This window comes from Mesorhizobium cantuariense, assembly GCF_042647205.1.
Taxonomy (GTDB): Bacteria; Pseudomonadota; Alphaproteobacteria; order Rhizobiales; family Rhizobiaceae; genus Mesorhizobium; species Mesorhizobium cantuariense.
In genome coordinates this window covers 4194803-4218482 of the sequence record NZ_JBHRVD010000001.1, presented here as the reverse complement: position 1 = coordinate 4218482, position 23680 = coordinate 4194803, and the positions used below count along the sequence as shown (strand labels likewise).

The window sequence follows — 23680 nt, the reverse complement described above, 5'->3', positions numbered from 1 at the left end:
CCGTTTGCACATAAGCGTTACTCGCGCGGAGCCATCCGCTTTTATAAGCGTTGTGCCGATACATCCGCGCGCCGGGGAGCCGTGGAGGATGTCATCCACCAAACGGAGATTTTCATGCGTATCCAATCCTTGGCACCAATGCTTTCGGCACTGGCCATCTCGGCGTCCTTCCTCATGGCTTCACCGGCCCTGGCCGAGACGGTGAAGCTGAAAGCGACGCTCGACGGCGCCCAGCAGAACCCGCCGGTGACCACGAAAGGCAAGGGCACGGCAGCTCTCACCTTCGACACGGCCACGAAGAAACTCAGCTGGAACGTCAAATATTCCGGGCTGAGCGGGCCGGCGACGGCCGGACACATTCACGGCCCAGCCGCGATGGGTGAAAACGCCGGGGTGGCGATCCCGTTCAAGGGCAAGCTGAAGAGCCCGATCAAGGGTTCAGAAACGCTGACCGATGCCCAGGCGGCTGACCTGGAGGCCGGCAAATATTACGTCAACGTCCACACCGCAGCCAACAAGGACGGCGAAATCCGCGGACAGATCGAGAAGGCGAAGTAGGGGGCAGCGGCCAACACCGTTCAAGGTTGGCGGGACAGCGCCCCCCTCTGTCCTGCCGGACATCTCCCCCTCAAGGGGGGAGATTGGCAGTTCTGGCATCTGCGCCTGTTGTTCAACGCTGAAGATTGGCGAAAGCAGTCGTGACATCCAATCTCCCCCCTTGAGGGGGAGATGTCCGGCAGGACAGAGGGGGGCGCCGTAGAACTCGGCCTATGCCCTTAGTACTCAGCTCTTGTCGCGGATCTGGGTCATCGTCTTGGTCGGCGTGATCGCTTCGGGGTCGAGCCTGATCTCGACGATCGCCGGCTTGCCGCTGGCGCGGGCACGTTCGAAGGCGGGAGCGAAGTCGGCGGTCTTCTCGACCGTTTCGCCATGACCGCCATAGGCACGGGCCAAGGCCGCAAAGTCGGGATTTTTGAGATCCGTGGCCACGACCCGGCCGGGATATTCGCGCTCCTGATGCATGCGGATGGTGCCGTAGATGCCGTTGTTGACGACGACGACGATGATCGGCAGGTCGTACTGCACGGCAGTGGCGAATTCCTGCCCGTTCATCAGGAAGCAGCCGTCGCCAGCGAAGGCAACCACGGTGCGGTCCGGGAACAGTTCTTTTGCGGCGACCGCCGCCGGCGTGCCGTAGCCCATCGAGCCTGAGGTTGGTGCACCTTGAGTGGCGAAGCGGCGGAAGCGGTGGAAGCGATGCACCCAGGTCGCGTAATTGCCGGCGCCGTTGGTGAGGATGGCGTCGTCGGGCAACATCTTTTCGAGGTAGTTCATGATCGGCCCCATCTGGACCGAGCCGGGGCCGCCTTCCGGTGGCGTCGACCAGTCGAGATAGGCGGCATGCAGCTTTGGCGTTTCGGCTGCCCAGACGGGTGCGGAGGCCGGCTTGCGCTTGGCGAAAGCGTCGACGAAGGCAGACGGCGAGGCGTTGATCGCCAATGCCGGCCTGTAGACGCGGCCGAGTTCGCCGGCGTCGGCATGGACATGGACCAGTGTCTGGTCGGGGTAGGGGCTTTTCAGCACCGTATAGTCCGACGAGGGCATTTCGCCCATACGGCCGCCGATCAGCAGCACGAGATCGGCCTGCTTGATCGTCGTTGCCAGCCTCGGGTTGATGCCGATGCCGACATCGCCGGCATAGTTCGGATGGAGATGATCGAACAGCATCTGGCGGCGGAAGGAACAGCCGACCGGCAGCGCCCAGGCCTCGGCGATCGTGCGCATCCGCGCTACCGCCTCGGCATCCCAGCGCGTGCCGCCGAGGATGGCGAACGGCCTGATGGACTTGGCCAGCAGCTTTTCCAGCGCATCGAGCTCGGTTTCGCCCGGCCGGGTTTCGACCTGTGTGTGCGGCAAGGCGATGGGTGCCTCGACGACGCTGGTCAGCATGTCTTCCGGCAGCGAGATGACCACCGGGCCGGGGCGGCCCGATGTGGCCACCGCGAAGGCGCGGGTGACGAATTCCGGGATGCGCGAGGCGTCGTCGATCTCGACCACCCATTTGGCGATGTCACCGAAGAACCTCTTGTAATCAACCTCCTGAAAAGCCTCGCGCTCCTTGGCGTGGCTGGCGACTTGGCCGATGAACAGGATGACGGGTATCGAATCCTGCATGGCGATGTGGATGCCGGCCGAGGCATTGGTGGCGCCGGGGCCGCGGGTGACGAAGCAGATGCCGGGCTTGCCGGTCAGGCGGCCGTGGCAATCGGCCATCATGGCCGCACCGCCTTCCTGGCGGCAGACGATGGTGCGGATCGCTGAATCATGCAGCGCGTCGAGCACCGCCAGGTAGGATTCACCTGGCACGCAATAGATGCGGTCGGTGCCGTTGGCTTCGAGCGCGTCGACGATCAGTTGTCCGCCGGTCTTCATTGTCCAGACTTCTCCAGTTCGGCAAGGATTTCTTGCGTGTGCTCGCCCAGGCGCGGCGAGGGGCGCTCATAGACCAGCGGTGTGCCCGACATCACCATCGGCGCGCGCACCGACGGCAGAAGATTGCCGTGGCCGTCGTCGAGATCGAGCCGCATGCCGCGCGCGATTGTCTGCGGGTCGGCAAACATCTGGCCGATCGTGTTGATCGGGCTCGCCGGCACGCTGGCCGCTTCCAGCTTTGCCAGCAGCGGGTCGCGGTCAAAAACCTTCAGCGCCTCGATCATGCGCTCGCGGAGCTTGATCCTGTTGGCGACCCGGGCAGGATTGGTGGCGAAGTCGGGATTTGCAGGCAGATCGTCCAGTCCGACGGCAGCGCAGAATTTGCCGAACTGGCCGTCATTGCCGACCGCCAGGATGATGTGTCCATCCCTGACCGGCACAACCTCGTATGGAGCGATGTTCATATGCGCATTGCCCATCTGCACCGGCGACTTGCCGGAGACGAGGTAGTTGAGGTTCTGGTTGCCGAGCGCCGAGATCTGGGTGTCGAAGAGCGCCATGTCGACGTGCTGGCCATCGCCGGTCTGTTCGGCATGACGCAGTGCTGCCTGGATGGCGATGACCGAATAGAGGCCGGTGAAGATATCGGAGATGGCGACACCGGCTTTCTGCGGCTCGCGGCCGACCTCGCCGGTGATCGACATCATGCCGGCCATGGCCTGGATGATGAAGTCGTAGCCGGCGCGTGGCGCGTAGGGACCATCCTGGCCGAAGCCGGTGATCGAGCAATAGACGAGGCGGGGGTTGATCTGGCGCAGGCTGTCATAATCGAGGCCATATTTCTTCAAGCCGCCGAGCTTGAAGTTCTCGATCAGCACATCCGAGGTGGCGACCAGCCGGCGCACGATCTCGGCGCCTTCCTGTGTCGAGAAATCGATGGCGATGGAGCGCTTGCCACGATTGCAGGAATGGTAGTAGGCGGCCGACAGGTTCTCGCCGTCCTTGCCCATGACGAAGGGCGGGCCCCATTTGCGGGTGTCGTCACCGCCGTCGGGGCTCTCGACCTTGATGACGTCGGCGCCGAGATCGGCAAGCAATTGCCCGGCCCATGGCCCGGCAAGGATGCGGGCGAGTTCGACGACGCGGATGCCTTTCAGGGGAGGCTCAGTCATAGATCACCCTGGTTGCTGCAATCACCGTGATTGCTGCGAAAGCAGAGCCTCTATCAAGCCCTGCAACGGCTGTCACGGCTCTTGCGATAGGCCAATGCCGTCAATCCTTCAGCACGCCGTCGGCCCAAGCCGCGAAATCGTCCATGATGATGTCGCGATTCACCTCGTTCAGGCTTTCGTGGCGGGTATCGGCGTAAACCTTTGAAACGAGATTCGAAAAGCCCATCCTGCGCATGCGATTGGCAAGATGCGTGATCCCTTTGCCATAGTCGGAAGCCGGATCCTTTTCGCCGCCGACGATGCTGACGGGTAGGTCGCGCCGGATGCCGGCAAAGCCGGCGTCCTTGCCGCCATTCAGCGCCATGCCGACGACGTCGCGCCACATCGATACCGAAGCGTCCCAGCCGCACAAGGGATCGGCAATGTATTTCGCCACCTCGGCCTCGTCGCGCGACAGCCAGTCGAACAGTGTGCGGTGGTTGGGCACCGCCTTGCCCCAGGCCTGGAAGGTGAGTTTTGGCAGCAGGCGCGACGGCACGTCTGAGCCGAGCCGCATCCGTTCCCAGGCAAGGATGCCCAGCGCTACCTGTCCGAGCAGGCCTTGCGAGAAATTGCCGTTCCAGATCGCGGCGGCATGGACGCGTGGCGAGTGGTGCAACAGGTAGTTCAACGCCACCGACGCGCCCATAGAATGGCCAAACAGGATGACCGGCCGGTTCGGCTGTTCGCTGGCGATGAGATCATGGATGGCGCCGACGTCGGCGATCACCTTGGCGGCGCCGTTCCTGTCGGCGAACCTGCCGATCGGCGCGTCTGGGGCCTTGGTTGCGCCGTGGCCACGATGGTCGTGAACATAGACGTGGAAGCCGCGGGAGCCAAGAAAATCGGCAAAGCGGGCATAGCGCGCGGCGTGCTCGGCCAGGCCGTGATTGATCTGGACGACGGCACGTCCCCGGCCATCGGCTTGCCTGACGAAAAGATTGAGATCGGCACCGGTCGGCGAGGCAACCACGCGCTGCTGGCTGAATGACATGCCGCTTGGTCTCCAGGCTCTAGCCGCCACCATGGCGCCGGCTTTGTTTGCGCTGGCGCCGGTTTTGCGTCAATTGGCAAAGCCTGCTTTTCCGCGACGATGTTTCTTGCGTTTGGCCAGTGAAATATCGCAATTCTGACATGGAGACAGCTTCAGTCTGTCGCCCACTTCTTGAGCCGGGGATTTTCCATGCGCATTGGTGTCGTTTTCGGATTGGCCATGTTGGCGGCGTCGCTGGCCGGGGCGGCGCGCGCCGACGTCAAGATGAGCGGGTCCTTCGTCGCCGACGCTGCCTGTCCGGCGACGCAGGCCATCAAGAACGGCAAGAACCCCGGCAACGTTTCGACCAATGCCGGACAAAGCTACCAGTTGCTGGCCGGCAACAAGGATGCGCCGACGCACTACCTTATCCAGGTGCCGGGCGCCGATCCGGAGCGCCGCTGGGTGAAGGTTTCCTGCGGCCATGTTTCGGGCAGCAGCGCGGCGACGGTGCCGGCCGCACCGGGTGGGCAAGGCAAGCCGGCGGCCTCAAAACCCGAATATGTCTTCGCGCTGAGCTGGCAGCCGGCCTTCTGCGAGACCAAGTCGAGCAAGACCGAATGCAAGGCGCAGAGCGCCGGTGATTTCGACGCGACGCATTTTACCTTGCACGGGCTGTGGCCGCAGCCGAACGGCAATTTCTATTGCCAGGCGACGGCCGGCGACAAGGCCAACGACAATCCGGCCCACTGGAAGGACCTGCCGCCGGTCAACCTGGATGCCAATACCCGCACGGAGCTCGATCGGGTGATGCCGGGAACAGCTTCCCATCTCGAGCGGCATGAATGGATCAAGCACGGCACCTGCTACGGCAAGAGCCAGCAGGATTATTTCTCCGATGCGCTCAACCTGATGCGCGCGGTGAACAGCTCGCCGGTGCGCGATCTCTTCGCCAAGAACATCGGCGGCAAGCTGACGGCGGACCAGATCCGCGGCGCCTTCGACAGCGCTTTCGGCGCTGGAGCAGGGGACCGCGTGCGCGTGTCCTGCGTCATCGATCCGTCGAGCGGCAGGCGGCTGATCGGCGAACTGACGCTCGGCCTCGCCGGCCCGATCGAACCCAACAGCTCGCTCAAGGATCTGCTGCTGGCTTCGGTGCCGACCAACAAGGCGGGCTGCCCGACAGGCACTGTCGACGCGATCGGCTTCCAGTAGATACGGGGCGGCTTCCCACATGCGTTGGCAGGGCGCAGACACCGGACTGTCGCGTTGCCGCGTCCTGATGCTATCTTGCTTTGCGCATCATTAAGGCGGGGGTCGCAATGAATGGCATGACGAGCAGCGCGCTGGCCCGGCTGGCTTTCTGGGCCAAGGGCATGGTCTCGATCAACGATGCCCGCATGGAATGGCCGGGCTTTTCCTATAGCGACGCCGAGTGGGCGCGCATGCGAACGCTCTCCGAACCGATCGGCGTCGGCACGTACCAGCTGTTCACGATCGTCAATGCGGTGATTTTCATCACTATTGCTGCAATCGGCATTTTTGGCGTCTTCCTGCCGCTGGCGACGCTGCTGTTTCCTGTACCGGCGGAAACCAGCGCGCTGAAATTTTCGCTGCTGCTGGCGGCTTGCGCTTTCCTGATCATCGGACTCGGCCTGCCGATCTCGATGCGCCTTTCGGCCATGCTGGTGGGCGGCAAGACGGTGCGGGCGGCGCTGGCTCCAGCACCCGGCGACGAGGCGTTGGCGTCAAAAGTGTCGTGGCAGATCAACCGCATCATGCTGATCATGTGCGGCCTGCTGGTGCCGGGCATCCTTCTGTTCATTGCCTACGACATCAAGACCGGGCCGATCATCACGGCGCTGAAATGGCTGGCGATTGCGCTGATGGCGGTTTCCACCGTGACAGGCCTTCGACGGCAGAAGAAGTCGTAACAACAGACCTAGATCTGCGCGGATTTGGTCCATGCAATGGCGGCGTCGGCTTCGTGGCCGCCCGGCTCGCCGACGACGCGATCGCGGCCGGTCGATTTAGCCTTGTAGAGGCGCTGGTCGGCAAGGGCGAACAGGTCGGCAAGGCAGCGCGTCGTTTCACTGACGCTGGAAACGCCGGCGCTGACGGTCAGCTCGAAGCGGCTGGTGGCCGCCGAGGCCTTGACCGCGGAACGGATGCTTTCGCCGAGCAGCCTGGCGACCGAGTGCGGACGCGAACTGAGGATGGCGAATTCCTCGCCGCCGATGCGGAACACCTGGTCCTCGGCGCTTGCCGCCTCGCCAAGCAGGGCCGCGACCGCTTTCAGCACCTTGTCGCCTTCGGCATGGCCGAAACGGTCGTTGATCGACTTGAAATGGTCGACGTCGAAGATCAGCAGGCTGAGCGGCCTGGCGGTGCGCAGGCTGACCTGGACGGCGGCTTCACCGTCGGCGTCGAAGCGCCCGCGGTGCAGCAGGCCGGTCAGGCCGTCACGTCCGACATGTTCGACCAGCGCCTCGTAGCGTTCGCGATAGGTCAGCGTGTCGAAGATGTCGGTGAGGCCGCGCGGCGCCGCGATCTGGCGTTCCTCGAACCATTTGAGATACGCGACGAGCATGGTGCTGAAGGTCAGCGCCGCCGCCATCTTAGCGACCCAACCGCCGAAAAAGACCGCGATCGGCGCGCCGGCGACGAAATGCAACGCGGTGAAGAACCCGGCCTGGTCGAAAGTCAGCACGCAAGCGACGGAAATCAGGATGCGCGCGAACTGTGCCTTGCGCAGGTATCGCCCGAGCTTTTCATAGAGCAGGATGATCAGGATGGCGTCGATGAAGAGCAGTGTCGTACCCCACACCATCAGCCAGCCTATCTGGTCGATGAAGCCGATGTCGGGGAGCCTGCCGTCGGGAAGTGCCGCGATGGCGTGCAGGCGCAGCAGCAACACCAGGCCGATCATCAGCGCATTGCCGAGCAGCAGGCCATAGATCGGCTGACGCACGGTTGCGGCGTCCTCCTTCATATAGAGCAGCAACAGCATCACCAGCTTGCCGGAAAACAGCACCGCCGAGCCCGGAGAGACCATGCCGAACGGCAAGGCGACGTAAAAAACGCTGGCGAGATAGGTTTCGAGGAAGTGCATGACACCGAGCGCGCAGACGAAGACGCCGAGACCAATGCGCTTTCTAAATCGGAAAAGCGTCACCATGACGCTGAAGTAGACGACCGCTTCGGCAAGGAGCAGGAAACTGTTCAGCAACGCCGTCGATCCGATCTTTCTCCTGAAATCGCGACAAATCAGCGATTCCACCCCGATCCTGTTTTGACGCTGAAGGGTTAACCGGAGCTTTCATCGCGCCCGGTGAGCGTGGAAAACTTCAGGGGTTGGCGGACACTTCCGCGTGTGAGCGGCCAGATGCGGCAAAAGCGATTGCCGTTCGCCGCCGCATCGCCTACATAGCGGCCAACTCCACTCAATTCGACAAATCCAGTCAGTTTTTCAGGGAAAGCGCGCGTGGCACGCCAGTTCATCTATCACATGGCCGGCCTCAACAAGGCCTATGGCACCAAGAAGGTGCTCGAGAATGTCCATCTCTCCTTCTATCCCGACGCCAAGATCGGCATCCTCGGCCCCAACGGTTCGGGCAAGTCGACGATCCTCAAGATCATGGCCGGGCTCGACAAGGAGTGGAACGGCGAAGCGTGGCTCGCCGAAGGCGCCACCGTCGGCTACCTGGCGCAGGAGCCGGCGCTCGATCCGGACAAGACCGTGTTCGAGAACATCATGGAGGGCGTTGCCGCCAAGACCGCCATCATCGAGCGCTACAACGAATTGATGATGAACTATTCCGACGAGACGGCCGACGAGTCGGCCAAGCTCCAGGACGAGATGGACAGGCTCAACCTGTGGGACCTCGAACAGCAGGTCGAGATGGCGATGGAAGCGCTGGGCTGCCCGCCCAAGGATTCGGAAGTCACCAAGCTGTCGGGCGGTGAGCGGCGCCGTGTCGCGCTCTGCCAGCTCTTGCTGCGCCAGCCCGACCTTTTGCTGCTCGACGAACCGACCAACCATCTCGACGCCGAAACCACGGCGTGGCTGGAAAAGCATCTGCGCGCCTATCCGGGCGCCGTGATGATCATCACCCACGATCGCTACTTCCTCGACAATGTCACCGGCTGGATTCTCGAACTCGATCGCGGCCGCGGCATTCCCTATGAGGGCAACTACACCAAATATCTCGAAGCCAAGGCCAAGCGCCTCAAGCAGGAAGGCCGCGAGGACGACGCCCGCCAGCGCGCCATCGGCCGCGAGCGCGAATGGATACAATCCAGCCCGAAGGCCCGCCAGACCAAGTCCAAGGCGCGTATCCAGGCGTTCCAAGACCTTTTGGATGCAGCCGACAAGCGGCGTCCGAGCGATACGCAGATCGTCATTCCGCATGGCGAGCGGCTCGGCAATGTGGTTATCGAGGCGGAAGGCCTGTCGAAGGGCTTTGGCGACACGCTTTTGATCGACGGCCTGGAATTCAAGCTGCCGCCTGGCGGCATCGTCGGCGTGATCGGCCCCAATGGCGCCGGCAAGACGACGCTGTTTCGCATGATCACCGGCCAGGAAAAGCCGGACGCGGGCTCAGTCCGCGTCGGCGAGACGGTCAAGCTCGGCTATGTCGACCAGAGCCGCGATGCGCTCGATCCGTCAAAGACGGTGTGGGAAGAGATTTCCGGCGGCGCCGAAGTGGTCAAGCTCGGCAAGTTCGAAGCCAACACGCGTGCCTATTGCGCGTCGTTCAACTTCCGTGGCGGCGACCAGCAGCAGAAGGTCGGCAACCTCTCCGGCGGCCAGCGCAACCGCGTGCATCTGGCCAAGATGCTGAAGACCGGCGGCAATGTGCTGCTGCTCGACGAGCCGACCAACGATCTCGATACTGAAACGCTGGCCGCACTCGAAGACGCGCTGGAAAACTTCGGCGGCTGCGCGGTCATCATCTCGCACGATCGCATGTTCCTCGACCGTCTGGCGACGCACATCCTCGCCTTCGAGGGCGACAGCCATGTCGAATGGTTCGAGGGCAATTTCGAGGATTACGAGCAGGACAAGATCCGCCGCCTCGGGCCGGATGCCATCAACCCGCACCGCATGACCTACAAGAGGCTGACGCGGTAAGGGGCCGGTCCGTTGCGGGCGATCGTCGTTTGACCTAAATTGGGTTGACGGAGCTTTCCATGATCACAGTCAAACTGCCGCAAAAGACCGAAAAGCTGCTGGCCGACATGGCCAAGGCCAGTGGCCGTACGACCGATCAGGTCGCAGTCGACGCGATCCTCGAGGCCATCGAGGATTGGCAGGACGCCAGGATTGCCGAGGAGCGGGTCAAGAATGACGACGGCGTTCGTATCCCGCTGGAGGAGATGATCCGCCAGCTTGAACTTCGTGAAGGCGACGAGCGTAACAAGAAGCCCGCCGCTGAATGAGTTGGCGTGTCGAGTTCACGCCGCGCGCTAAGAAGGACATTGAACGGCTTTCGACGAAGGGCCAACGCCGCGTCCTCGAATTCCTCTCCGGAAGAGTTTCAGCGCATCCCGATCCAAGAGTTCTTGCCAAACGCCTTACCGCAACCAAAGAAGAAGCTTGGCGGTTTCGCGTCGGCGACTACCGGATCATCGTCCAGTTCTGGGATAGCAGCCTTGTGGTCCTAGTCGTGGAAATAGGCAACCGTCGCGAGGTGTATCGATGAACAACAGCGTCGTTTCACAAAAGCCCGATTGGTCCGCCGCCCAATATCTGAAATTCGAGGATGAGCGCACGCGGCCCGCGCGGGACCTGGTGGCGCAGGTCCCCGTCGACTTTCCGCGCCGCGTCGTCGACATCGGCTGCGGGCCGGGCAACTCGACCGAACTGCTTGTCGGGCGCTGGCCGGATGCGCAGGTGAGCGGCTTTGACACCTCACCCGACATGATCGAGAAGGCGAGGGCGCGTTTGCCCGAGGTCACCTTTGATCTCGCCGATGCCTCCAAATGGCAGCCGGCGGAGCCGGTCGACGTGATCTTCGCCAATGCGGTGTTCCAGTGGCTGCCCGAGCATCCCGCGGTCTTCCAGCGGCTGATGGGCTTCCTCGCCCCAGGCGGCGCGCTGGCCATCCAGATGCCCGACAATATGGGCGAGGATTCGCATCGTCTGATGCGGGAGACCGCCGCCGAGATGCCGTTTGCCGAAAAGCTAAAGGGCGCGGCACGCGGGCCGTTGCCGCCGGTGCCGTTCTACTACGATCTGCTGTCGCCGTTCTCCGACCGGCTCGATATCTGGCATACGGCCTACAATCATCCGCTGGCAGACGCCGAGGCGATCGTCGAATGGGTGAAGTCGACGGGACTGAAGCCGTTCCTCGATCCGCTGGACGCCGACGAGCGGACAATGTTCCTCGACAGCTACACGGCCAAGGTCAAAAAGGCCTATCCGAAGATGGCAAATGGCAAGGTGCTTTTGCGCTTTCCACGCATCTTCATCGTCGCCAAACGGGCCTGATTATCCACGTTACGCGGCGCCCGTTGCGGCCGCTTGACCCGGTTTCGCCGCCATGCGCATTTCATCGCGTTGGGGTCACGATGGCCCACGTGGCAGGGGGTGGATGATGACACTGAATAAGATGCTTTTCGGCGGGGGCGTGTGCGCGGCGGCACTTCTGGCGTTCTCGATCTCAGCGGAAGCCAAGCGGGCGCGCTGCTTCACCAGCGACGACGGCTATTTCGCATGCACCTACAGGGCGATCGATGATGCGGGCAGCTTCCGCATTTCGGCGCCGGGCTATCCGACCTATGTGCTGGAGATAGACGGGCCGGGTTTTGCCTATGGCTATGTCAATCTCGGCCGCCGCAATGTGCCGCTGCCGGGGCAGTTCGTGCGCAGCCACGACGACGGCGCCTGCTGGTACAATCCGCAGACCAACACCAAGCTCTGCGCCTGGTGAAATCAGGCTTAAGTCGGCCTAAACCTTTGGTTTAAGCCGGCGTAAACCGCCGCGGTGAGAAAAGTGTTGCGCCGGAGCGTTCCGGCGCCCACATGAAGCCCGCAACGCTGCGGATGGGACGGACTGGATATATGCATCGCGTCATCATCAGTGGCATCGGCGTTGAAATCCCTGAAGCCAAGATCACCAATGAAGAGCTGGTTGCCAGCTTCAATGCCTGGGTCGATATGGAGAATGCGCGCCGCCAGGATACCGGCGAGCCGCCACTGCCGAAATCGGACAGCGACTTCATCGTCCACGCCTCGGGCGTGCGCACCCGCCATGTGATCGAGCGCGAGGGCATTCTCGATCCGACCCGGATGGCGCCGCGCATTCCGCCACGGCCTGACGATGCGCTGTCGCTCGAAGCCGAGTTCGGCATCGCCTCGGCCCAAAAGGCTCTCGACCATGCCGGGCTGAAGCCGTCCGATATCGATTTGGTGATCTGCTCGGCCTCGCATCACCAGCGGCCCTATCCGGCAATCGCCATCGAAATGCAGGAAGCGCTGGGCACCAAGGGCGCAGGCTTCGACATGGGGCTTGGCTGTTCTTCGGCGGCCGCCGCCTTGCACATTGCCGTCAACCTGGTGCGGTCGGGCGCGCACAAGCGCATTCTGGTGACGACGCCCGAGATCATCACCGGTCATCTCAATTTCCGCGACCGGCAGACGCATTTCATCTTCGGCGACGCTTCGGTGTCGATGGTGGTCGAAGGCCTGCCCAAGGGCGACAAGCGGCCGGGGCGCTTCGAGGTGCTCGACACGCGCATCTGGACGCAGATGTCGAACAACATCCGCACCAATCTGGGCTATCACACCCGTACCGCCCAGGATGATCCCTACATGATCAATCTGGAAGGCAATCTGATCAAGCAGGTCGGCAACAAGGTGTTCAAGGAAGTCACCGTCGCCGGGCAAAAATTCATCGTCGAATTCCTGGCCGAGCACGGGCTGACGCCGCAAGCGATCAGGCGCTTCTGGCTGCATCAGGCCAATGCGCGCATGAATGCGATGATCCTGAAGCTGTCGTTCGGCCACGAGGTCGACCACGACCGCGCGCCGATGGTGCTGGAGCGGCTGGGCAACACGGCGGGTGCCGGCGCCATCGTCGCGCTGTCGGAAAACCATGCCGACATGAAGGCAGGCGATTTCGGCCTGATCTGCGCCTTTGGCGCGGGGTATTCGATCGGCGGCGCGCTGCTCAGGATGCTCTGATTCAGCTCGGTGCCCTTGGCCGCCATGGTGGCGAGGATCGCCAGCAGCAATCCGGTGTAGATCGGATGGCGGACCAGTCCGTATGGGCCGGTATCGACGATACGGTGCCCGGCCTTGGCGGTGACGGTGCCCGGCCACAGCCTGCCGAGATGCAGGCGCGCCCACCAGGCGATGCCAGCGTGATCGCCATCCCATCGGTGGTGCTGATCGAACAATCAGCACTTTCAACTGGACGCCGCGAAGTCCGCCCGGCTAATTCGCTGGATGACGAGAGAAAAGAACGCCATGCTGGATCTCTTCCCCGAGGCTGAAAAGCCTGTTGACATCATCCCGGCGCGAAAACTCGCCGCCAAGGCGGCAGCGCTTTACGTCGCACCATCAGGGCGTTTCGAGACGCGCCCGGTCGACGCGTTGCGCCTTGGTTTCAACGGCATCGATGGTGATTTCCACTCCGGCGCGACGCGGCGCTCGGGCGGGCGCGAGCCCTGGTATCCGCGCGGCACCGAAATGCGCAACGAACGGCAATTGTCCATCGTGGCGGCGGACGAGCTGGCCGTCGTCGCCGAACGCATGGGCCTGGCCGAGGTCAAGCCGGAATGGCTCGGCGCCAATCTGGTGATCGAAGGGGTGTCCAACCTCTCCATGCTGCCGGCCGGTACGCTGCTGTTCTTCAAAGGCGGCGTGACCATCAAGGTCGACGCACAGAACGGACCATGCCGCATCGCCGGCCGGTCGATCGCCGAGCATGCCGGAATGGCCGACGTCGAAGCCGGGGCGCTGTTGTTCCCGAAAGCAGCCATGCGGCTGCGCGGCGTCGTCGCCTGGGTCGAGAAACCGGGAACGATCAGCGTCGGCGAAGAGATTTCGGCGCGGGTGCCGGAGCAGTGGATCTACACGGCATAGATGCGGGTTCTCATCGTTCAGTACGCAGCCAAAGGAGTGGGGCTACGCCGCCTTCAGGATAGTTCACCGGGCTCGACCACGCCGGATCATCGTGCTTTTGCCAGTAGCGCGCCATCAGGCGGCTGGTGATCGGCCCGACCTTGCCGTCGGCGATCCGGACGCCGTCGATCTCCGTCACCGGCATGATGCCGCCCGCGGTCGAGGTGATGAAAACCTCGTCTGCCTCGCGCAATGCGGCGACGCTGACATCGGTGGCGGTGGCGGCAAGACCTTCTTCGGCGCACAGGTCGAAGACAGTGCGGCGGGTGATGCCGGGCAGCACGCCAATGGAAGGCGTCGACAGTTTGCCATCCCAGACGCAGAAGACGTTGAAGCCCGGACCCTCGGCGACATTGCCGTTGAAGTCGAGAATCAACGCGGTCTCGGCGCCGCGGTCATAGGCATCGTAGAGGCCACGCACCAGATCGAGCCAGTGGTAGTTCTTGATCGCCGGGTCGATCGAGGCCGGCGGAATGCGCACCTTGTCGCTGATGGCGACACGCAGGCCGCGCTGCAATTGCTCGGCGTTGGCGACCGAGCCGAACGGCACGGCGAACGCCATGAAGCGGTTGACCGCCTGGCGCGGGTCGCGGCTGAAGGTCGGCGAGGCGCCGCGCGTGCACAGCATTTCGACATAGGCGGCGCGATGACCGGACAGCGCCACGCAATTGTGCAGGATTTCGGCCACGCCGTCGCGGTCGAAGGGAATGGTCATGCGCAGCTTTTCCAGCCCGCCGAAGAAGCGGCCGAGATGCAAGTCGAGGCGGAAGAAGCGACCATTCCAGACATGCACGGTGTCGTAAGTGGCGTCGGAATGCAGAAAGCCCCAGTCCAGCACCGAGATCTTGGCTTGTGACATCGGCAGGTATTGGCCGTCGAGGAAAGCGACGCCCTCGGGGTAGGAGTGCGGGTCGACATGACGGTCGCCAACCACGGGCAGTTGCTTCTTGTCCTGTGTTGCCATCGTCCGGCTCATCGGGGTCTCCTGTCGCGTAAGGCGAGAGGCTAGCGGCGCCAGACAGAAGGCATAGAGCCACCCGCCCGGCGCTGTTCGGCCTCCATGACCATCTCGCCGATACATTGGATCGGAATTGCCTTACATTGCGAGTTCTGAACGGGAGGGGGATATGGTCAGGTTTGGGGTCGCTATTGCAGCTTTGTCGATGTTCGCCGCGTTCGGCGAAGCCAGCGCCCGATGCGCGCGGGAGGGCGAAGAGCTGTGCCAGGGCGGCCAGACCTATCGCTGCGAGAAAACCGGCAGCGAATTGACGCCGATCTTCCAGAACCTGCCTTGCGCGGTGAATGTGCCGACGCTGAGCGGCACCTGGGTCGGCAGCGGCCACCAGAGCCCGGCGGGCGATGCCGGGGCCGATTGGCCGATCGCCATGACGATTAACGATGGCGATGCGTCGATCGACTATCCGTCGCTCGGCTGCGGCGGATCCCTGTCGCAGACGTCCAGGGACGACACATCGGCGGAATACCACGAGAGCATCACCTACGGTCAGGACAAGTGCATCGACGGCGGCAACATCACCGTCAGGTTTTTCAAGGGCAATCTGTCCTGGACCTGGGTAGGCCAGGCCGACGGCCAGCCCTACAATGCGGTCGCCGTGCTGACGAGGAAGTAACCGTGCTCAATCCTCCTCGTCATCGGCGTCGAGCAGGCGTGTCGCACGCCAGCGGGTGAGCACGATGTTGGTCTGTTCTATGACGAAGAAACGCGCCGAGTCGCGGTCATAGCCTTCGCTCAGCAGTTTTTCGTAATCGGTGTGCATGTGGCGGATATGGGCGATGGTCGTCAGCCATACGGCGATGCCCGGCGGCAAGGTCTTCATGTGAACCGCACCGGCGTCGGTGCGGATCTTTTCCATGTCGGCATAAGGCGCCAGCGGCAGAAGTGCCGTCAGCGCCTTGGCGATGGCGCGGCGACGGCCGGTTGGCGCTGTCATCGCCGAATCCCATTGGGCTCGTCGCGCCCTTCAATAGTCGCCTCCGGTATGGCGTCAGTCGAGGCGAAATAGGGTTTTATGTCGATGACCGGCGTGCCGTCGAGCACGTCGATGGCGTCGAGATCGATATGGCCTGTGCCGATATCGACAGCGATCAGCTTGGCGATGTGCAACCCGATGGGGTTCGGGCGGGCAGGGGAGCGCAGCGAAAATACGCCTTTCGCTTCAGCCGCATGGCGCGGTTTCTGCACAATCAGAGTCCGCGGCGCGTGATGCAGCCAGGACAGGATGATGACGTGGCTGGCGCGCTCCAGCCCTTGCAGGCCAAGGCGATAGGGCGCGTCTATTGTCAGTACTGCCGGCTGCCCGGTCTCGCGTGCGCTGCGCATGTTCTTCGGGCAGGTTTCGCGCGTCGTCCATGGCGAGGCGATGCGGCCGATGAAGACGATGCCGCCATCAGGCGGCATCAGTGCCGGATCGTTCTCCAGCCTCTGCTCGCCTTCTCGCGTTTCGAACATCTCACGCGGTCCGGTCATTCTGCTATCATCCCGCATCTTTTTGTTCGTGCATGTCGTGTCCCAAGGACCGCGGCCCACTTCTGGGCCGCATGCATCGAGAGTCGACGCATGCGGCATTTTCTTGTCCGGAAGCGACATAGCGCTTGCAAGGTTTTGAAAATCGACATAAACATATGTTTATATCTTTTCAAAGAGAATACGCTGATGCATGTCTCGCTCGACACCATGGTGGATACATTGAAGGCGGCGGCCGAATCCAGCCGGCTGCGCATATTGGCACTGTTGTCGCGCGGCGACCTCACCGTTTCCGATCTTACCGAAATTCTCGGCCAGTCGCAGCCACGCGTTTCGCGTCACCTGAAGCTCCTGCTGGAGGCCGGATTGATCGGCCGCTACCAGGAAGGGTCGTGGGCCTTCTTCCGCCTGTCGGATGCGGATTCCTCACGCGGCTTCGTCATGGGGCTGGTTTCCGGCATTCGCGGTGCCGATCCGCAGGTCGAACGCGACCTCGAGCGCCTGGCCTCGGTCAAACGCAAGCGGCAAGACCGGGCGGTCGAGTATTTTTCGGTGAATGCGGCGAGCTGGGACCATATCCGTTCGCTGCATGTGCCGGACCGCGCCGTCGAAGCCGCAATGTTGAAGTTGGTCGGCAAGCGGCCGTTCCAGTCGATGCTCGATCTCGGCACCGGCACCGGGCGGCTGCTGGAAATCTTCTCGCCGCTCTATCGGCGCGGCGTCGGCATCGACATGTCGCGCGAGATGCTGACCGTGGCGCGCGCCAATCTCGACAAGGCCGGCGTTTCGAATGCGCAGGTGCGGCAGGGCGACATCTTCGCGCCGCCGGTCGAGCGCGATGCCTTCGATCTCGTAACCATTCATCAGGTGCTGCACTATCTCGACGATCCCGCCCGCGCCATCCGCGAGGCGGCGCGGCTTTTGCGTCCGGCGGGGCGGCTGGTCATCGTCGACTTCGCGCCGCATGCGTTGGAATTCCTGCGCGACGAGCACGCGCATATGCGGCTCGGCTTTTCCGACCGGCAGATCGCGGACTGGTTTGAGGAAGCCGGCCTCGATCTCGAGGATGCCCAAGAGTTCGAGCCGCGCGGCGGCAACGAGGCCAGGCTCACCGTAAAGCTCTGGCTTGGTCGCGACCGGCGCCTGCTGATCGCCGATCCTTCCAACGACAAAAGGCAGATAAGGGAAACCGCCTGATGAACCAGTTCCGCTTTTCCCGCCGTCCCGACATTGGCGACAAGGTCAGGGTTTCCTTTGAATTCTTCCCACCGAAGACGGACGAGATGGAGTCAAAACTATGGGACACCGTCACAAGGCTGGAGCCGCTGAAGCCGAAATTCGTCTCGGTGACCTACGGCGCCGGCGGCTCGACGCGTGAGCGCACCGCGCGCACTGTAAAGCGCATCCTGACGGAAACCGCTATTCCTGCCGCGGCGCATCTGACCTGCGTCGGTGCAACGCGCGACGAGGTCAACGCGGTCATCCAGGATTACAAGTCGATCGGCATCAACCGATTCGTGGCGCTGCGCGGCGATCCGGCTTCCGGCGTCGGCGAACCCTATCGGCCACACCCCGGTGGCTACGAGAATGGCGCGGAGCTGGTCGCCGGACTTAAGACAATCGCGGATTTCGACATCTCCGTCGCGGCTTATCCGGAAAAGCATCCGCAAAGCCCCGATTTCGCCACCGACATCGAGATGCTGAAACGCAAGGTCGACAATGGCGCGACGCGGGCGATCACCCAGTTCTTCTTCGACAATGATCTCTATGAGCGCTATGTCGAGCGCGTCCGTCGCGCCGGCATCTACATCCCCATCGTGCCGGGTATCCAGCCGGTTCACAGTTTCAAGCAAGTCGCGAACTTTTCCGCGAGGGCGGGCGCGCATGTGCCCGGCTGGCTGGCGGAACGTTTCGAGGGCCTTGAGCGGGACCCGCAGACGCATGCGCTGGTGGCGTCGGCGGTGGCGGCCGAACAGGTTCTGGATCTGGTCGAGCGCGGGGTCGGCGACTTCCACTTCTACACCATGAACCGGGCCGACCTCGTCTTCGCCGTCTGCCACATGATCGGCATCCGCTCGCATGAAGCAGAGGTTGCGGGATCGGCTGCGGCTTAGCAGGCTGTGGAAAAAGGGACGGAGATACCCGTTTTGAATCTGGTTTGTGCTCGGTCTGATTCTGATACGTTCCGTGAACAAAACAGTTTTTCAACAGCCTGTTAGAGCATGATCCCGAAAAGTGGAATCCGGTTTTCGGAAAAGATCATGCTCAAACCATGAGTCTCGAAGAAGCGTCCGAAATGCAAAAAGGCCGGGTAAAAACCCGGCCTTTTCAATGGTTTGGACTATGTTGTGCTGGTTCTTCCCGTCTTGGCGGGTCAGGGAAGAAAGCCCATAATAAGGGCTCCGATGAAGGCGAACGCAGCACAGATCATCAATGCGTTGATAGGCCTCGTAAGTCCCATGACATAGCCTCCTCTTAAAGAGCTATGCCTGAGAGTCTAGGTTCATTTGTGCCACAGGCAAGCGGAAAATGTGCTGCATTGCGACGTGATTGTGGATTTTGCGACCCCGCTTTTGCCGTTAGGCTTTGAAACTCCTAGGCAAAATCCGGCTTCAGACCTGTGAATAAAATGTGGCGGTGGTGTGTCGCCGGCGTGTCATGGCAGCGCTACCGCTGCGAAAGTCGAATTCGACTTTCGCGATGCGCGGGGGCAATTAAGTGGTCAGAGCGTCCTTTGCGCGTCCAGTGGACGCGCGGCGCTCTAACGTCGACCAAGCAGCCGTCCGTCGATCATGATGAGACCGAGTCCGATCAGCACCACGCCACCAATCTCGAACAACTCTAGACGTTCGCCAAGGAAGAGAAAACCGAGCAGCATGGTGCTGGCCGGCACGATGAGCGTGACCAGCGCGGCGTTGGTGGCACCGGCCGAGGCGACAAGGTTGAAATAGAGGATGTAGGCGAAGGCGGTGGACAAAAGCGCCAGCGCCAGCACCGCCGCCCAGACCGGCGGCGAGGCCAAGAACAGGCCGGTCGGTCCATAGGTGAAGAGCACGATCGGGATCATGATGATGGTCGAGGCGGTCAATTGTCCAGTGGCGATGACCGGTGAGGGCACGCCCTTGAAGCGGCGAGCGACCATCAGGGCGACGCCATAGGACAGCGAAGCGCCGATCAGAGCGAATTTGGCCCAGACCGGCCCGCCGAGGCCGGCAAGCAGGCCGGGGCCGATCATCACAGCCGTGCCGGCGATGCCAAGCGCAATACCGGCCAGTTTGTTCCAGGAGAGCTTTTCGTCTGGTGTCAGCGCATTGGCGAGGATCATGGTCCAGAACGGCGTCGTTGCGTTGAGCACCGAGGCGACGCCGGCGCCAAGCTCTGTCTGACCGGCGAAGATCAGCGAGAAGGGGACGACATTGTTGGTGAGCGCCAGCAGGAAGGACAGGCCGGCATGCGGAAGCGCGAGGCGAAAGGAAGGGCCACGCAGGCCGAGATAGATCTGCAGCGCGATCGCGGCGATGGCAACGCGAAACAGCACCAGCACCAGCGGATGAAGCTCCGCCACCGCGATGCGGGCAAGAAGAACGAGCCGCCCCAGATCGCACCGAGCAGCAGAAGTTGCCCCCAATCCCTGAGCACCATCGGCCCGCGTTGTGCTGATGTCGCGGCTATTGCCATGTGAGTCGCCCTCCCAAACGGCCTGTATGCCAGTCAGGCAGAAGCCATATCGGGTCCACGGACAAGGGCCACCCGAAACCTGATTGATGGCAGACGTAGCTCCTCAAAGACCTAGCGCCGCTGCGTCAGCGCCGCGAGACACAGAATTGTTTTCATTAGCCGCTAGCTTGGATTAATTGTGCGCAGGCTAGGTCAAGGATTCGTCCATGCAGCGATTCGAGAATGCCCGCGAGGCGGCACTGGCGCTTCGCCCGGACGATCCGGTCTACTGCTTCCGCCCGCAGGTGCTGATGGCGGATGCCAGGCAGTTCATGGGCATGTTCCCCGGCAAGACCGCCTATGCGGTCAAGACCAATGGCGAGCAGATCGTGCTGAAGACCCTGGTCGAGGCCGGCGTCAATGCTTTCGACGTCGCTTCGCCGGGCGAATTCGCCGCCGTGCGCGCAGTTTCTCCCGATGCCGAGATGCTCTACATGCATCCGGTCAAGGCGCAGTCGGACGTCAAGCTGGCGCTGGAGAAATACGCCATCCGCGTCATTTCCCTCGACCATGAAGACGAGATCACCAAGCTGACGCGGGTGGTGCGAGCACTCGACATCGATCCGGGCTCGATCAGCGTGTTCGTGCGTATCCAGACGAAAGGATCGGCCGCCTACGAACTGTCGAAGAAGTTCGGCGCCGGGCCGGCCTATGCCGTCGAACTCGCCGAGCGGCTGAATCGTACCGGCTACAAGGTTGGCCTGTGTTTCCATGTCGGCAGTCAGATCGAGGATCCCGACACCTATGAACGGGCGCTGGCCTCCGCCGATTGGGTGCGCAACCGGTTGACCTTCGATATTGCCGGGCTCGATGTCGGCGGCGGTTTCCCCGCCGAATACGGCCACGACCCCAACCGCAAGCAGATCGAGATGCCGTCGCTCGGCCAGATCATGTCGCGGCTGTCGGGCGATCTCAAGGAGTACCAGTTCGACCAGATGCCGCTGGTGGCGGAACCCGGTCGGGTGATCGTGGCGCGCTGCCTGTCGCTGATCGTGCGGGTGCTGCTGCGCAAGGGCAAGCGGCTCTACATCAATGACGGCATCTGGGCGTCGCTGTCGGATTCATGGACCGGCAAGATCACGCTGCCGGCGCGCTTCATTCCCGATCCGGCGATCCGCTCGCGCAATGGCGAGGAAAAGAACATCGTGCCGTTCAAGGTCTGCGGCGCGACCTGCGATTCCGTCGATATCCTGTCGCGGCCGTTCTGGCTGCCGGAGACGGTCGACACCGGCGACTGGATCGAAATCGGCCACATCGGCGCCTACTCGCTGTCGCTCAGAACCCGCTTCAACGGCTTTTATCCCGACACCTTCGTCGAGGTGACGACGCCGTTCGACGAGGGCGATGCGCCACAAGGCTTTGCGAGTTTGGAGACGATGGCGGATTAGCGAATAGGGAATAGCCAGTAGCGAATAGGGAAGATTTGCTGAGACAACAGCAAGGAAGGATTACCTTCTATTCGCTATTCGCTATTCGCTATTCGCTAAAGCCTCACCAAAAGCTCCGGCGTCGGCCAGCCATCCACCGGCAAACCAAGACGCATCTGCTCCTTGCGGATCGCCTCGCGGGTGTTGGTACCGAGGATGCCGTCGACGGTGCCGACATCGTAGCCCCTGGCTTCAAGCTTGGTCTGCAGCGCTTTCATCTGCTCGTTGTTGAGGCCGGTCTCGGGATTGCGCGGATCGAACTGTTTTGCGCCTGCCAATCGGGCGGCGAGATTTGCCGCGGTCAGCGCATAGGTGAAGGACTGGTTCCATTCGAGATAGACGTCGAAATTGTCATAGGCGAGGAAGGCTGGCCCCTTGCGGCCCATGGGCAGCGCCAGGCCGGCCTTGAGGCCGTTGTCGATGAGCGGCGTGCCGTCGGGGTTGGTGACACCCCATTGCGCCCATTGCGACAGCGGCAGCTTGTTGGTGCGGCCGGTCTGGTCCCACGGGATGTCGTCGGGTACGCGGACTTCCTCGATCCAGGGTTGGTCGCGTTTCCAACCGCGCGACAGCACCTTGTTGGCGGTGGTCATGATCACGTCCGGCACGCTGCCGCGCAGGTCGACCTTGCCGTCGCTGTCGCCGTCGACGCCACGCGCCAAATAGTCGGAAGGCAGGATCTGCGTCTGGCCGATCTCGCCGGCCCAGGCTCCCCTGACGTCGGCCGGCAGCACGCCGCGGTCGATCAGCTCCAGAAGCGGCACCAGCTGTGGCCGGAACAATTGCGGGCGGCGGCAATCATGCGACAGCGTCACCAAGGCGCTCAGCGTGTGGAAATCGCCCTGCACGGCGCCGAAATCGGTCTCCAGCGCCCAGAAGGCGGCGATGATCGGTGCCTGAACGCCGAACTGCTGATCGGCGCGGGCGAAGACATCGGCGTATTTCTTCAGGTTTGCCGCACCTTGCTTCAACCGGTAGGCCGAGATCATGCGGCTGGAGAATTCGATGAAGGTCTGGGTGAAGACGCCTTGGGCGCGGTCGCGTGCGAGAACCTTGTCGTCGATGGTTGCGGCCTCCAGCGCCTCAAGGCCAGCGGGGCCGACACCGGCGGCCTTGGCTTCCACTGCCACGCTTTGCTTCCACGCTTCGAAGTCGCCGCCGCATTCCTGCGCCATCGCCGGCCAAGCTGTGACGCACAGGAGCAGCGCCGCGAGGGCTTGAGAACGCAGTCGCATCAGCTTCCTTTCGAAACGAATGGGGCATTTGTCTTGCTCCCCTCGGAAGCCCAAAGCCCTGAATTACCGGTGGTTGCACTCTTTGCCGCCGGCTGTGTCGAAAGCAGGCGGCTGGCCCGGTGTCAACGGTTCTTCTGTCCTAGCCTCTTGCTGCCGCCGACTTCGGTGCCGTTGAACCCGGTATCAACGGGTGTTCTGCCGCAGCCACTTATTCCATGCGGTTTCACTGCCGTTGAAGACGTTGATGTCGGCCTTGCCGGTCATACCGGGGATGACGCCGGTTCCGGTGTACTGCCAGAAGGTGAAGGGGTGGCTGCCGTATTTCTCGCGAGGGTGGCCGGCGACGGAGCGCAGCCAGTACGGGTAGCCGCGGAAGCCCGACAGCTCGTTGTCGTCGAAGAAGTCGACCGAGGTGTAGATGATCGGCTTCTTGCCATAGTGGCGTTCGACGATTTCGAGGAAGGTGCTCATCTCCGCGCGCACCGTGGCGGCGTCGGGACGCAGCCTGCAGGTCGGCGATTGCGGGTTCCATTCCATGTCGAGGACTGGTGGCATTGCCGAGCGATCGACGGGGACGTTGCGGATAAACCAGCGCGCCTGCACGGCAGCCGGGGTGCAGAAATAGTAGAAATGATAGGCCGCGCGCGGAATCCCGTTGGCCTTCGTGCGGGCCCAATGCTCGTTGAAATACTCGTCGAAACGGTCGCCGCCCTCGGTCGCCTTGATGAAGGCGAAGGAAATGCCGCCGGCCCTGGCTGCCGGCCAGTCGACCGAGGTCTGGTATTTGGAGACGTCGGTGCCGTGAACGGCATAGTTCCAGGGCGCCCCGCTTTCCCACTCATGCGGTTTGGAATCGGCAAAGCGCGGCGCGCGCACGGCGACCGTCGCGCTGCTCGACACGGACGGCGACAGCGGCGAGAGATCGTCCACGGTCGAGCAGGCGCCAAGCAGCATCAGCATGATAAGGCCCGCAAGACGACGCATCGCAAATCCCGAGCCGGATTCAGCCGGTCACTGATGGGTCTGTGCACTGATGGCCGGCGCTTGGTCTGGCCCCCGACGAGTGATC

Annotated in this window: 23 protein-coding genes and 2 pseudogenes; 14 read left to right on the top strand and 11 right to left on the bottom strand. The window is 62.7% G+C overall.

What is annotated here, in order from left to right; all coding sequences use genetic code 11:
- Nucleotides 1–114: 114 nt before the first annotated feature.
- Nucleotides 115–558 (top strand): CHRD domain-containing protein, encoded by a 444-nt coding sequence (locus tag ACFOJ9_RS20455; RefSeq protein ID WP_378980731.1) that lies wholly within the window; start codon nt 115–117, stop codon nt 556–558.
- A 225-nt stretch (nt 559–783) separates the two neighbouring features.
- Here the strand turns inward: ACFOJ9_RS20455 and ACFOJ9_RS20450 are convergent, their stop codons facing one another.
- The 3 genes from ACFOJ9_RS20450 to ACFOJ9_RS20440 all read right to left on the bottom strand — a co-directional run bounded on the left by ACFOJ9_RS20450 (nt 784) and on the right by ACFOJ9_RS20440 (nt 4638).
- Nucleotides 784–2433 carry a thiamine pyrophosphate-binding protein gene (locus tag ACFOJ9_RS20450; RefSeq protein WP_378980729.1) on the bottom strand — a complete coding sequence of 550 codons (1650 nt, stop codon included), beginning with the start codon at nt 2431–2433 and terminating at the stop codon, nt 784–786.
- A complete protein-coding gene (locus tag ACFOJ9_RS20445) occupies nt 2430–3605 on the bottom strand; it encodes a CaiB/BaiF CoA transferase family protein (RefSeq protein WP_378980727.1) in 1176 nt (391 codons plus the stop codon). Before ACFOJ9_RS20445 ends, ACFOJ9_RS20450 begins: the two co-directional genes overlap by 4 nt.
- A gap of 100 nt (nt 3606–3705) precedes the next feature.
- A complete protein-coding gene (locus ACFOJ9_RS20440) occupies nt 3706–4638 on the bottom strand; it encodes an alpha/beta fold hydrolase (RefSeq protein ID WP_378980725.1) in 933 nt (310 codons plus the stop codon).
- A 189-nt stretch (nt 4639–4827) separates the two neighbouring features.
- On the opposite strand from ACFOJ9_RS20440, the gene ACFOJ9_RS20435 reads away from it, so the two are divergent.
- Nucleotides 4828–5832 carry a ribonuclease T2 family protein gene (locus ACFOJ9_RS20435; protein WP_378980723.1) on the top strand — a complete coding sequence of 335 codons (1005 nt, stop codon included), beginning with the start codon at nt 4828–4830 and terminating at the stop codon, nt 5830–5832.
- Nucleotides 5833–5939: 107 nt separating this feature from the next.
- Nucleotides 5940–6551: a hypothetical protein gene (locus ACFOJ9_RS20430; RefSeq protein ID WP_378980721.1), complete on the top strand. Its 612-nt coding sequence runs from the start codon at nt 5940–5942 to the stop codon at nt 6549–6551.
- 8 nt (nt 6552–6559) lie between these two features.
- Here the strand turns inward: ACFOJ9_RS20430 and ACFOJ9_RS20425 are convergent, their stop codons facing one another.
- Entirely contained in the window at nt 6560–7846 is a 1287-nt protein-coding gene (locus tag ACFOJ9_RS20425; RefSeq protein WP_378980719.1) for a GGDEF domain-containing protein, read from the bottom strand.
- Nucleotides 7847–8101: 255 nt separating this feature from the next.
- On the opposite strand from ACFOJ9_RS20425, the gene ettA reads away from it, so the two are divergent.
- From ettA to ACFOJ9_RS20395, 6 genes are all read left to right on the top strand, one after another.
- Nucleotides 8102–9751, top strand: a complete 1650-nt coding sequence (ettA, locus tag ACFOJ9_RS20420; protein ID WP_378980717.1) for an energy-dependent translational throttle protein EttA — start codon at nt 8102–8104, stop codon at nt 9749–9751.
- Nucleotides 9752–9810: 59 nt separating this feature from the next.
- Complete coding sequence (locus ACFOJ9_RS20415; protein ID WP_378980715.1) at nt 9811–10059, top strand: DUF6290 family protein; 249 nt, start codon at nt 9811–9813, stop codon at nt 10057–10059.
- Nucleotides 10056–10322, top strand: a complete 267-nt coding sequence (locus ACFOJ9_RS20410) for a type II toxin-antitoxin system RelE family toxin (RefSeq protein ID WP_378980713.1) — start codon at nt 10056–10058, stop codon at nt 10320–10322. The genes ACFOJ9_RS20415 and ACFOJ9_RS20410 overlap by 4 nt, the downstream gene beginning before the upstream one ends.
- Nucleotides 10319–11110, top strand: coding sequence for a trans-aconitate 2-methyltransferase (tam, locus tag ACFOJ9_RS20405; protein ID WP_378980711.1), 792 nt, complete (start codon nt 10319–10321; stop codon nt 11108–11110). Before ACFOJ9_RS20410 ends, tam begins: the two co-directional genes overlap by 4 nt.
- A gap of 106 nt (nt 11111–11216) precedes the next feature.
- Complete coding sequence (locus tag ACFOJ9_RS20400) at nt 11217–11552, top strand: hypothetical protein (RefSeq protein WP_378980709.1); 336 nt, start codon at nt 11217–11219, stop codon at nt 11550–11552.
- A gap of 131 nt (nt 11553–11683) precedes the next feature.
- Nucleotides 11684–12805 carry a beta-ketoacyl-ACP synthase III gene (locus ACFOJ9_RS20395; protein ID WP_378980707.1) on the top strand — a complete coding sequence of 374 codons (1122 nt, stop codon included), beginning with the start codon at nt 11684–11686 and terminating at the stop codon, nt 12803–12805.
- Between the two features lie 8 nt (nt 12806–12813).
- Here ACFOJ9_RS20395 and ACFOJ9_RS20390 read toward each other — a convergent pair.
- Nucleotides 12814–12984, bottom strand: a pseudogene (locus tag ACFOJ9_RS20390) (methyltransferase family protein); the annotation flags it as partial.
- Nucleotides 12985–13090: 106 nt separating this feature from the next.
- On the opposite strand from ACFOJ9_RS20390, the gene ACFOJ9_RS20385 reads away from it, so the two are divergent.
- Complete coding sequence (locus ACFOJ9_RS20385) at nt 13091–13708, top strand: MOSC domain-containing protein (protein WP_378980705.1); 618 nt, start codon at nt 13091–13093, stop codon at nt 13706–13708.
- A gap of 10 nt (nt 13709–13718) precedes the next feature.
- Here the strand turns inward: ACFOJ9_RS20385 and ACFOJ9_RS20380 are convergent, their stop codons facing one another.
- Nucleotides 13719–14723, bottom strand: a complete 1005-nt coding sequence (locus tag ACFOJ9_RS20380; protein WP_378980703.1) for a D-amino acid aminotransferase — start codon at nt 14721–14723, stop codon at nt 13719–13721.
- A 151-nt stretch (nt 14724–14874) separates the two neighbouring features.
- On the opposite strand from ACFOJ9_RS20380, the gene ACFOJ9_RS20375 reads away from it, so the two are divergent.
- Nucleotides 14875–15378 (top strand): hypothetical protein, encoded by a 504-nt coding sequence (locus ACFOJ9_RS20375; protein WP_378980701.1) that lies wholly within the window; start codon nt 14875–14877, stop codon nt 15376–15378.
- A 6-nt stretch (nt 15379–15384) separates the two neighbouring features.
- On the opposite strand, the gene ACFOJ9_RS20370 is transcribed toward ACFOJ9_RS20375, so the two are convergent.
- Nucleotides 15385–15699 carry a DUF2293 domain-containing protein gene (locus ACFOJ9_RS20370; RefSeq protein WP_378980699.1) on the bottom strand — a complete coding sequence of 105 codons (315 nt, stop codon included), beginning with the start codon at nt 15697–15699 and terminating at the stop codon, nt 15385–15387.
- Entirely contained in the window at nt 15696–16235 is a 540-nt protein-coding gene (gene tsaA, locus ACFOJ9_RS20365) for a tRNA (N6-threonylcarbamoyladenosine(37)-N6)-methyltransferase TrmO (protein ID WP_378980697.1), read from the bottom strand. The genes ACFOJ9_RS20370 and tsaA overlap by 4 nt, the downstream gene beginning before the upstream one ends.
- Before the next feature lie 186 nt (nt 16236–16421).
- On the opposite strand from tsaA, the gene ACFOJ9_RS20360 reads away from it, so the two are divergent.
- On the top strand, nt 16422–17429 hold the full coding sequence (locus ACFOJ9_RS20360) for an ArsR/SmtB family transcription factor (RefSeq protein WP_378980695.1): 1008 nt from the start codon (nt 16422–16424) through the stop codon (nt 17427–17429).
- On the top strand, nt 17429–18346 hold the full coding sequence (metF, locus tag ACFOJ9_RS20355) for a methylenetetrahydrofolate reductase [NAD(P)H] (protein ID WP_378980693.1): 918 nt from the start codon (nt 17429–17431) through the stop codon (nt 18344–18346). The genes ACFOJ9_RS20360 and metF overlap by 1 nt, the downstream gene beginning before the upstream one ends.
- A gap of 647 nt (nt 18347–18993) precedes the next feature.
- Here the strand turns inward: metF and ACFOJ9_RS20350 are convergent.
- Nucleotides 18994–19910 (bottom strand): annotated as a pseudogene (locus ACFOJ9_RS20350) (DMT family transporter).
- Between the two features lie 206 nt (nt 19911–20116).
- Here ACFOJ9_RS20350 and ACFOJ9_RS20345 point away from each other — a divergent pair.
- Nucleotides 20117–21337 carry an alanine racemase gene (locus tag ACFOJ9_RS20345; RefSeq protein WP_378980691.1) on the top strand — a complete coding sequence of 407 codons (1221 nt, stop codon included), beginning with the start codon at nt 20117–20119 and terminating at the stop codon, nt 21335–21337.
- A 95-nt stretch (nt 21338–21432) separates the two neighbouring features.
- Here the strand turns inward: ACFOJ9_RS20345 and ACFOJ9_RS20340 are convergent, their stop codons facing one another.
- Together ACFOJ9_RS20340 and ACFOJ9_RS20335 are read right to left on the bottom strand one after the other, a co-directional pair.
- Nucleotides 21433–22611 (bottom strand): lytic murein transglycosylase, encoded by a 1179-nt coding sequence (locus ACFOJ9_RS20340; RefSeq protein WP_378980689.1) that lies wholly within the window; start codon nt 22609–22611, stop codon nt 21433–21435.
- Nucleotides 22612–22794: 183 nt separating this feature from the next.
- On the bottom strand, nt 22795–23595 hold the full coding sequence (locus ACFOJ9_RS20335) for a glycoside hydrolase family 25 protein (RefSeq protein WP_378980687.1): 801 nt from the start codon (nt 23593–23595) through the stop codon (nt 22795–22797).
- Nucleotides 23596–23680: the final 85 nt, after the last annotated feature.

What these genes read in the sequence shown, in the direction of transcription:
- ACFOJ9_RS20455 (WP_378980731.1), top strand. Translation starts at nt 115, where the DNA reads ATGCGTATCCAATCCTTGGCACCAATGCTTTCGGCACTGGCCATCTCG.
- metF (WP_378980693.1), top strand. Translation starts at nt 17,429, where the DNA reads ATGAACCAGTTCCGCTTTTCCCGCCGTCCCGACATTGGCGACAAGGTC.
- tam (WP_378980711.1), top strand. Translation starts at nt 10,319, where the DNA reads ATGAACAACAGCGTCGTTTCACAAAAGCCCGATTGGTCCGCCGCCCAA.
- ACFOJ9_RS20335 (WP_378980687.1), bottom strand. Translation starts at nt 23,595, where the DNA reads ATGCGTCGTCTTGCGGGCCTTATCATGCTGATGCTGCTTGGCGCCTGC.
- ACFOJ9_RS20340 (WP_378980689.1), bottom strand. Translation starts at nt 22,611, where the DNA reads ATGCGACTGCGTTCTCAAGCCCTCGCGGCGCTGCTCCTGTGCGTCACA.
- ACFOJ9_RS20410 (WP_378980713.1), top strand. Translation starts at nt 10,056, where the DNA reads ATGAGTTGGCGTGTCGAGTTCACGCCGCGCGCTAAGAAGGACATTGAA.
- ACFOJ9_RS20435 (WP_378980723.1), top strand. Translation starts at nt 4,828, where the DNA reads ATGCGCATTGGTGTCGTTTTCGGATTGGCCATGTTGGCGGCGTCGCTG.
- ACFOJ9_RS20440 (WP_378980725.1), bottom strand. Translation starts at nt 4,638, where the DNA reads ATGTCATTCAGCCAGCAGCGCGTGGTTGCCTCGCCGACCGGTGCCGAT.
- ACFOJ9_RS20400 (WP_378980709.1), top strand. Translation starts at nt 11,217, where the DNA reads ATGACACTGAATAAGATGCTTTTCGGCGGGGGCGTGTGCGCGGCGGCA.
- ACFOJ9_RS20395 (WP_378980707.1), top strand. Translation starts at nt 11,684, where the DNA reads ATGCATCGCGTCATCATCAGTGGCATCGGCGTTGAAATCCCTGAAGCC.
- ACFOJ9_RS20445 (WP_378980727.1), bottom strand. Translation starts at nt 3,605, where the DNA reads ATGACTGAGCCTCCCCTGAAAGGCATCCGCGTCGTCGAACTCGCCCGC.
- tsaA (WP_378980697.1), bottom strand. Translation starts at nt 16,235, where the DNA reads ATGACCGGACCGCGTGAGATGTTCGAAACGCGAGAAGGCGAGCAGAGG.
- ACFOJ9_RS20450 (WP_378980729.1), bottom strand. Translation starts at nt 2,433, where the DNA reads ATGAAGACCGGCGGACAACTGATCGTCGACGCGCTCGAAGCCAACGGC.
- ACFOJ9_RS20375 (WP_378980701.1), top strand. Translation starts at nt 14,875, where the DNA reads ATGGTCAGGTTTGGGGTCGCTATTGCAGCTTTGTCGATGTTCGCCGCG.
- ACFOJ9_RS20385 (WP_378980705.1), top strand. Translation starts at nt 13,091, where the DNA reads ATGCTGGATCTCTTCCCCGAGGCTGAAAAGCCTGTTGACATCATCCCG.
- ACFOJ9_RS20345 (WP_378980691.1), top strand. Translation starts at nt 20,117, where the DNA reads ATGCAGCGATTCGAGAATGCCCGCGAGGCGGCACTGGCGCTTCGCCCG.
- ACFOJ9_RS20415 (WP_378980715.1), top strand. Translation starts at nt 9,811, where the DNA reads ATGATCACAGTCAAACTGCCGCAAAAGACCGAAAAGCTGCTGGCCGAC.
- ACFOJ9_RS20360 (WP_378980695.1), top strand. Translation starts at nt 16,422, where the DNA reads ATGCATGTCTCGCTCGACACCATGGTGGATACATTGAAGGCGGCGGCC.
- ACFOJ9_RS20430 (WP_378980721.1), top strand. Translation starts at nt 5,940, where the DNA reads ATGAATGGCATGACGAGCAGCGCGCTGGCCCGGCTGGCTTTCTGGGCC.
- ACFOJ9_RS20380 (WP_378980703.1), bottom strand. Translation starts at nt 14,723, where the DNA reads ATGAGCCGGACGATGGCAACACAGGACAAGAAGCAACTGCCCGTGGTT.
- ACFOJ9_RS20370 (WP_378980699.1), bottom strand. Translation starts at nt 15,699, where the DNA reads ATGACAGCGCCAACCGGCCGTCGCCGCGCCATCGCCAAGGCGCTGACG.